The 6,636-nt window shown below is 30.3% G+C and carries 8 protein-coding genes; 3 read left to right on the plus strand and 5 right to left on the minus strand.

Going from position 1 to position 6,636, the window contains the following annotated elements; all coding sequences use genetic code 11:
* The 5 genes from AC30RD_RS01375 to AC30RD_RS01395 all read right to left on the minus strand — a co-directional run bounded on the left by AC30RD_RS01375 (position 1) and on the right by AC30RD_RS01395 (position 2,866).
* On the minus strand, positions 1-309 hold the full coding sequence (locus AC30RD_RS01375) for a metal-sulfur cluster assembly factor (RefSeq protein ID WP_489492353.1): 309 nt from the start codon (positions 307-309) through the stop codon (positions 1-3).
* A gap of 1 nt (position 310) precedes the next feature.
* Complete coding sequence (locus tag AC30RD_RS01380) at positions 311-1,549, minus strand: hypothetical protein (RefSeq protein WP_489492354.1); 1,239 nt, start codon at positions 1,547-1,549, stop codon at positions 311-313.
* A gap of 16 nt (positions 1,550-1,565) precedes the next feature.
* The gene (locus AC30RD_RS01385) at positions 1,566-1,913 is read right to left on the minus strand and encodes a hypothetical protein (RefSeq protein ID WP_489492355.1); all 348 of its coding nucleotides are present in this window, start codon (positions 1,911-1,913) and stop codon (positions 1,566-1,568) included.
* Between the two features lie 81 nt (positions 1,914-1,994).
* Positions 1,995-2,441, minus strand: coding sequence for a hypothetical protein (locus tag AC30RD_RS01390; protein ID WP_489492356.1), 447 nt, complete (start codon positions 2,439-2,441; stop codon positions 1,995-1,997).
* A gap of 11 nt (positions 2,442-2,452) precedes the next feature.
* Positions 2,453-2,866, minus strand: coding sequence for a hypothetical protein (locus tag AC30RD_RS01395; RefSeq protein ID WP_489492357.1), 414 nt, complete (start codon positions 2,864-2,866; stop codon positions 2,453-2,455).
* A gap of 101 nt (positions 2,867-2,967) precedes the next feature.
* Here AC30RD_RS01395 and AC30RD_RS01400 point away from each other — a divergent pair, with 101 nt between their 5' ends.
* The 3 genes from AC30RD_RS01400 to AC30RD_RS01410 all read left to right on the plus strand — a co-directional run.
* Entirely contained in the window at positions 2,968-3,756 is a 789-nt protein-coding gene (locus tag AC30RD_RS01400) for an N-formylglutamate amidohydrolase (RefSeq protein ID WP_489492358.1), read from the plus strand.
* Positions 3,753-5,654 carry a flavohemoglobin expression-modulating QEGLA motif protein gene (locus tag AC30RD_RS01405; RefSeq protein WP_489492360.1) on the plus strand — a complete coding sequence of 634 codons (1,902 nt, stop codon included), beginning with the start codon at positions 3,753-3,755 and terminating at the stop codon, positions 5,652-5,654. Before AC30RD_RS01400 ends, AC30RD_RS01405 begins: the two co-directional genes overlap by 4 nt.
* On the plus strand, positions 5,651-6,636 hold a 986-nt coding region (locus AC30RD_RS01410; RefSeq protein WP_489492361.1), incomplete at its 3' end, for an ATP-grasp domain-containing protein. The genes AC30RD_RS01405 and AC30RD_RS01410, both read left to right, overlap by 4 nt.

Genomic DNA, 6,636 nt, shown 5'->3' on the forward strand with positions numbered 1-6,636 from the left:
TTATCCAGCGCCTAACGCTTTTTTTACATTTTCGCTTGCCATAGAGATATTCCAAGGTGGATCCCAAACTATCTCAACGGTTACCTCTTTAACATCGGGAATTTTTTCAACAGCTTCTTTTACCCATTGCTGCATCATTTGATGCAAAGGGCATCCTCTTGTAGATAGAGTCATTTTAATATGAACATTATTTTCTTCATCTATATCCACATCATAAATAAGTCCCATATCAACAAGATTAAACCCAACTTCTGGGTCAATTACCGTTCTTATAGCATCATATACTTGCTCTTTTGTTACTTTTGCCATTTTAACTCCTATAATTTAACATCCATTTAGTGCTAGTTGCTAAAAATATTGCGCCTATTAATAAAAAACTGCCTCCGGCTCTAAAAAGATCGTTGTTTTCAAACAAAAGGCCAATACCTGCTAAAATCGCACCAATAGCACTAAAATAAAATTCAAATTCAGACTGCTTTTTGGGATACATCTCATGAAGCATCGGAACTTTTTGCTTCCCAACCAGTGAACTAAATCTATGAAACCATACTAAAAACGGGACAATTTTATATAAATGACCATTTATTAAAAAAGCAAAAAACATAAATAAAAACCAAACAGAAGTATATAAAATATTATTAAGTGATGCGCCGCTTAATATATAAATAAAGGCAAAAATTGTGCTTATAAAAAAGAAAAAGTATCCTATAAGCATCGATTTATACCAAATATCAAGCTCTTTTCTAACTCTGGTTTGGTAGATTAAAAATATCTGATAAAAATAGTAACCAATAGAAATAAAAGATAATATATATCCTACAATATTCAAAATATCAATATCTAAAAAACTTCCTATAACAACGGATATTACTGAATATATCATAAATTTAAAGGCTAAATTTATAGGTCTCTCATCAAAACCATGAGCCAATCCAAACATTGGAAGCAAAACAAGAGATATACCATAAATAGTTATTAATACATATCCACCAACAACTGCAAAAACATGCGCCCTTAAAATTTCTGTTATATCAACTCCCAAAAACCCGCTAAGAGTAAGGGCCATCAAAAATCCACTTATTATTCCAACAAGTAAAAAAATATTTGAAACTTTTACCGCCTTAACCGTTATAGAATTTAGCGTTGTTTTTTTTATAGTTAAAAAAACATCTATAGCAAAAATTATCATTGCGCAAAGAACCAAAATGCCGCCAAAGCTTAAAATAATAGGATCAAGCCAAAAACCAACTATCAATCCTATAGTTCCAATAAGCAAAAGAGGGAAAATCAGATAATACCAATCAACGCTAAAATGCCCGGTTTCCAATACCACAGGAACTAGTTGAGCCATTGCGCCAAATATTATCATCATAACATATCCAAGCAAAAATAGATGAACCCATCCCGCGATATTTAACTCTTGATAATTAAAATCCACATTATAAAAAAGTATAGTAATCATTGATATTAGATAAAATACTACACCCGCAATAAAAAATGGAGAAATAAGATTGAATGGTGGAGCAAACTCCTTTGAAATATTAAACACTCTCCCCTCCTAATTTTTAACCATGACAGGGACTATCGCTTAAATCAGCCTTTTGTGTTGCTCCTTCTTTATAACTAAATACAAGTTTTACGTTTCCATCTGGAAGTTCTTCTTTTTCGATATCAAAATTTTCTCCAACTTTATTTAATAATCCCATAGGCATTTTATGATTTATCATAATCAATTTTACGTTTGGACCTTTTATCAGTTTAAGCCCTGCCATAGCATTTACCATAGGCTCAGGCGGTCCGCATCTGGAAGTATCAAAAGCGTAATACTCAATCCCATCTTTTTCAAACTTATAAAAATCTACCGTTGCGCCTTCTACCTCAACCTTTTGCGCATCTTTTGGAATAATTTCCATAATAATCCTCCATAAATAAGATAAAATTACTCCTAATTATAGATTTTTATAACATTTTAGTCATTGATTAATATCAAAAAATCAAAGAAGTGATCTTAACTGAGCTGCATACCATAAAATCACAAGATTTAGTATAAATATCATCATAGAGCTTCCTCTTGATATTAGAAGCTGAAGTTTACTCCTATCTTTGCCGTGAGTTTTAAAAGCGATATACATATGAATTATAGTAAATAAAGTTATCAAAAAAACAAGAAAAAGTTTGATTAAAGTAATATTTGCAAGATCGGAATCTTTAGCCAAAATCAATACATCATGCAATGAATGACCAAAAAACATATAAAATCCGGTTATTAACAAAACCGCAAGCCAAAAAGACTCAAAATATCCATAAAGCGGCCCAATATGTAAATAAACATTTTTTTGAGCCTCTTTATCTTTTAAAAAGATCCCTAACGCAAATAAAAATATCGATCCTCCAATCCATGAAGTTGCTGCCAATAGATGAAAATATAACGCTATTTCCAAATAGGGCTCCTTTAGGTATTTGGTTTTTCTTGATCTTCTAACTCATCAAGATAGTCACCAAGGGGATCGTTTGGATCTTTTATCGCCTTATCCATAGTAACGTCTACATATTTAGCGTCCTCATCTCTTGGATCGTCGCTTAAATCTTTATTCATATGAACATTTATATGTGAATGTCTTCTTATCTCTTCTAAAACCTCTTCTTGAATAGAAGCTGTTTCATCATCGATTGCGCAAGTAGATAAAGCTTTATCCTCATCCATAACCTTTTGCTCCAACTCCAGCTCTTTTTTTACCAACTCCTCCTCTTTTATAAGTTTATGTAGGGTTTTTAAAAGTTTTAACTGAAATTCGTTTGATAGTTTTGCAAAATTTTCAGCTACATAATTTTTTAACTCATCCATATTTTTAGGTAAATCGGCCATTTTTGACTCCTTAAAAACTATTTTTTATAGTATACGCAAATTTTTATATTTTTTGCTTAAATTATATATTTTTTGGTTAAAATAGTTATAGGAGGAGAAAAATGAAATTGCTATGGAAAACAGATATAATGCACTCTCCAATTTTTGCTACGGCTATACATAATGGACACTATGTAGATAAAGAGATTTTAAAATATATGAAAATTTCAGAGGATCAAAGATTAAGAGAAGAGGATCCTTTTACGGAAAATTTTTTAAAATATTTCAATAATAAATTGATAGTTTATAGATCAAGATTTCAAGTAGATTTAAACCGACCCTTTGAAAAATGTGTATATTTAAAGCCAGAAGATGCGTGGGGGTTGGATATTTGGGAGAAAATGCCTCCTATAGAGTTATTGGAAAAATCTTATAATATACATAAAATGTTTTATAAAAATATGGATTTTATAATAAACTATTTACTTGATAGATTTAAAAATATTGTCGTTTTGGATATTCACTCTTATAATTATAGAAGAAAATCTCCATTTAAAGAAGATCCAAAAGAGAAAAATCCAGATATAAATCTTGGAACAAGAACTTTAAAAAATAGAAAAAAGTGGGAAAACCTAATCAAAGCTGTCAAAGATGAGTTATCAAGAAAAAAGATTGACTCCATGGCAATAGATGTAAGAGAAAATGTCAAGTTTGGCGGGGGCTATTTCCCATACTGGTTGCATAATAGATTTTATCCCAATATTTGCGTATTATCTATAGAATTTAAAAAAATTTTTATGGATGAGTGGAAGGGAGAGCCATATTTTGAAAAAATTGAAAAGATAGCAGAAATCTTAAAAGAACTAAAAAATCCTATTTTGGATCAATTAAAAAGATTGGAGAGATCATGAGAAGGAAAAAAGAGCTGGTTATCTCAGATGAAATGATAGAAAATATTAAAAAAAGATTGATAAAAAATGAGTTTATTAGAGAAAGGCTCCCTGGAGGAGGAAGAATCCATATAGATAGGTTACTTCCATTTTTATGCTTATATAGAATTCCTTTGAAAAGATCTGACATTGGAACAAAAAGATTGGTATTTGGAGAAGCCGCATACATAATAGCAAAAGAAGAGGTCACAAAAAACGGACTAAACAAAATGATAAGAGAGATTGCCAAGATATCAAAAGATGATTATGGGGCTTTTTTATTGGTAGAAATTTGGTCAAAACCTCATGAAAAAGAAGAAAATTTTTTAAAAAACAAAAAACCCCAATTTACTATCTTTGCACCAAAACTTGGTGTTTTGACAAAAACAGTAGAGACTTTAAAAAATAGATTGTCAGAAATCATTATCAATAGAGAAAATGCAAAAACTGATATAAAATTTACAGACAATATCGCTCCATATGATATGGAGCCACTTTATTCAAATAAAGTTTTTAATAAAGATAACATTTATATGATAGGCTTAGAAGTAAAACCTATATACCAAGATATTACCGGCAAAAAACTTTATCCATTAGAATTGGCAAAACTTCATAAAGGTGTTGCCGCTGCTTGCAAAATGGCTTTTTATACTTTTATGAAAGAGCATACTAAAGTTGAGCCAATAGATTATAGATCTCTTGGAAGAAGAGTTGTCACAAAAATAGTTAAAACAATTGATTCTGATCTTGCAAAAATAGAAGATAGTTTTGATTTTTTACTTCAAGCTACACCGGTAAATATAAAAGAGGCTTGGAATCAATTTGAAAGTAGCAATTTTTCAAAAAAACCGATTTTTCATTATAGGCCAAAACCATTTGATCCATCAATAATAAAAAGAGAACTATTCTCATTACCAATAGAGTATATAGAAGATCCAACATTAACTGAAATTTTTAGCGAAAAACAAGATGAAATAGACAAAAAGATAACAATGCTAAAAGAGAGAGATACAAAAAATTTTTTTTATGGAAGTATGCAAATATATGGCGAAATTGAGGATACGCTTTTAGATATAGCAAAAGAGATTTTGGATTTAACTAAAGATTATGAAGAAAAAGAGAGCGAATATCTTGATGCAAAAGAGTTTAGTGAAATTGCAAAAAATGAGATAGAAAATTATAAAAAAGAGTATTCAAAATTTAATGCAAAAGTAGAAATAAGAGAAGATATCGTATCTTCGGCAATGGTAAGCAGTGATAAATTTTTGATCTATAAATGGGCCAAATTTCCCAAAAATAGGATCCAAGCTCTATTAAATCATGAAATTGGAACCCATTTAGTTACTTATTTTAACGCTCTTGCACAGCCTTTTAAACAACTTCATACAGGATTAAAAGGTTATGATGAAATGCAAGAGGGACTTGCGGTATTGAGTGAATACCTTTGCGGTGAATTGAGTATAAAAAGATTAAGAATATTGGCAGCAAGAGTGATAGCTTCTTATTCTTTGATAAAAGATTTTGATTTTGTAAAAACATTTAACCTTTTAAATAAAAATTATAATTTTTCAAAAAAGAGCGCTTTTACGATAACTGCTAGAGTTTATAGGGGTGGCGGTTTGACAAAAGATTCGATATATCTAAGAGGCTTTATAGATATTTTAGATTATTTAAAAGAGGGTGGAGAGATAGAACCTTTGTATATTGGAAAAATTGCGGCAAATCACATACCAATGATAAAAGAGTTATTGCTTAGAAAAGTTTTAAAAAATCCTCCTTTAATGCCAAAATATCTAAAAGATAAAAACTCATTAAAAAAATTGGATGAAATAAAAAATGGTTTAAACATTATAGATATAGTTAAAAAGGAAATTCAATGAGAGTTTTGATGATTTTAAACGATGTATTAAATGAAACAATGCCCAGTTCAACTATAAAAATGGCATATACCGCTACTTTGATGGGCCATGAGGTATGGCTTTCAGATGTTGCAAAATTTTCATATTATCCAGATGAAACCCTTCATATATTTGCCTATAAAGCAAAAAAAAGAGATTTTAAATCTCCAAAACTCTATTATGAGCATATAATCTCAAAAAGTTCAATAAAAGAGAGAATTATTATTGATAAAGATATAGATATTATGATGTTAAGAAACGATCCCGCCGCAGATTTTGACAAACCTTGGGCGCAACATTCGGCACTTGTTTTTGGAAGAAGTGCTGTTAGACATGGTGTAATAGTATTAAATGATCCTGATGGATTATCAAAAGCTATTAATAAGATGTATTTTCAGCAGTTTCCAAAAATAGTAAGGTTAAAATCTCTCATCTCAAAAGATCCACAAGAGATAAGAGAGTTTTATTTGCAAAACAAAAAAAATATTATATTAAAACCTCTTCAAGGATCAGCTGGAAGAAGCGTTTTTTATGCTGGACCTGCAGATGAAAACAATCTAAATCAGATGATAAGCGCAATATCAAGAGATGGATATGTAATTGCCGAAGAGTTTTTTCCTAAAGCTTTGGAAGGTGATGTTAGACTATTTTTACTAAACGGTAAACCTTTTAAAGTCAATGGAAAATATGCTGCTTTTAAAAGAGTTAGAAGTCAAGGAGATATTAGAAGCAATATTCATGCAGGAGGACATGCGTATCCAGCAAAAATAACAGATAAAATGTTAGAACTAGCCGATATTTTAAGACCCAAACTTGTGCAAGATGGAATGTTTTTGGTAGGTCTTGATATAGTGGAAGATAAACTTTTAGAAATAAACGTATTTAGTCCTGGAGGACTCGATAACGCACAGAAATTTCAAGGTGTTGATTTTAGTGTAAGGGTAATAGAAGAGCTGGAAAAAAA

Source organism: Nitrosophilus sp. (assembly GCF_982775275.1).